Here is a 1,545-nt window from a genome sequence, read left to right on the forward strand (position 1 = left end):
AACTGAAGAAGGCGCCGAATCGCTTAACAGAGCGCTCGACCAACATAAAGATGAAACTGTTGATGACGTTAAATCCTTCATTTCAAATGCTGACAGAAGCGGAGGGCAGAAGATTCTTAGCCACATTTTTTCGGAAAACGAGGAGAGAGTCGAGAAGAACCTTGCAGCTCAAGCGGGGCTAAAGAAAGACCAGGTTTCCGGTATTCTTTCAAAGATTGCTCCTCTTCTTCTGGCTGCACTTGGAAATGAGAAGAAGGAAAACAACGTTGATTCATCGGGAATCGCAGGTTTCCTGAGCAACATTGTATCCAGTAGCAGTAGTAGCGGCATGATGGGAAAGGCTGCTGATATGCTGGACAAGGATAAAGACGGTAGTCTTCTCGATGATGCCGGTAGTTTTTTTGGAAAGTTCTCTAAGAAGTAAATCGGCGATTTCTACTGAAGATCGGTCAGTATCCGCAATACAGGATTTTAGAATACCACAAATAGAAGGGAGGAATTCGGATGTCAAAGCTTACCATCGTTGAAGGAATTGGACCTGTATTCGAAAAGAAACTCAAGGATGCAGGGATTAGCTCTATTGAGGGTCTGCTGAAGACCTGCGCCACCAAAAAGGCAAGAACTGAACTCGCAAAGAAGTCAGAGATTGCTGAAGACAGTATTCTCACCTGGGTTAATCATGCCGACCTGATGAGAATCAAAGGAATCGGGGGGGAATACTCCGAACTTCTGGAGGCTGCAGGAGTTGATACAGTTCCAGAGCTTTCAAAGAGAAACGGCGACAACCTTTACCAGAAAATCGTAGAGGTGAATGGTGAAAAGAAACTCGTTCGAAAGCTTCCGACCAAGAAGCAGATACTCAGCTGGATAGAACAGGCAAAAAAGCTTCCAAGGGCAATTCAGTACTGAGCTCATTAAGCAGACCAGTCAAACTAGTCCAACGAAAGGTGTCCGGGTTGATCCCGGCACTTTCTTTTTAGTTAACCGTTATTCAGTGAGCGGCGAAAACTTTGGTGAACAGTTGACGATGGTATAATTCTTAGTAATTTGATGATCAAACTCCTACACATTGTTCAGGGAGGGATCATGTTGAGCAAGATTGTGACTCTCAGAAGGTACGTGCCGGAGAGAGACTATATGAGAATTAGGGAGCTAATCATTGAAACGTTTCCTCTTCACGGGGGTCCATTCAATTGGCTAATTGACAGATGGAATTTTTGCAGATTTCACGTCCTTCCCCTTCACAGATATTATTCGACGAATTATTTCAGTGTCCCTACAAGGCCTCACATGGACCATAGAGACGATCTGCCGCTTTGGCAAGATTCAATCGGAATATGGGAAACCGCAGAAGGTGGAATTCTCGGCGTGGCTCACTCAGAAAACGAGGAGCCTGGCGAAGCATGGATTGAGATACACCCCGATTACAAGTATCTTTACCCCGAAATCATCGACTACATTGAAGAGAATCTTGCCGACAGAGCAAATGGATTTGGTTTTGTGAAGCTCTATGTAAATGATGGTGACGAACTTGAGGAGATAGCG

General features: G+C 44.8%; 3 protein-coding genes. All 3 read left to right on the plus strand.

The window, feature by feature from the left end; all coding sequences use genetic code 11:
- The coding region (locus ENN47_00665) for a DUF937 domain-containing protein (protein HDP76704.1) at positions 1–424 on the plus strand (424 nt) is incomplete at its 5' end.
- An 80-nt stretch (positions 425–504) separates the two neighbouring features.
- The gene (locus tag ENN47_00670) at positions 505–909 is read left to right on the plus strand and encodes a DUF4332 domain-containing protein (protein HDP76705.1); all 405 of its coding nucleotides are present in this window, start codon (positions 505–507) and stop codon (positions 907–909) included.
- 180 nt (positions 910–1,089) lie between these two features.
- Positions 1,090–1,545, plus strand: a 456-nt coding sequence (locus ENN47_00675; protein HDP76706.1) for a hypothetical protein, incomplete at its 3' end; no start/stop codon positions are given.

Origin of the sequence: Mesotoga infera (assembly GCA_011045915.1) — a bacterium.
Lineage (GTDB): Bacteria > Thermotogota > Thermotogae > Petrotogales > Kosmotogaceae > Mesotoga > Mesotoga infera_D.

Bases quoted from the DNA above. Each gene is read 5' to 3' on its own strand.
- ENN47_00670 (HDP76705.1), top strand. From the start codon at position 505: ATGTCAAAGCTTACCATCGTTGAAGGAATTGGACCTGTATTCGAAAAG.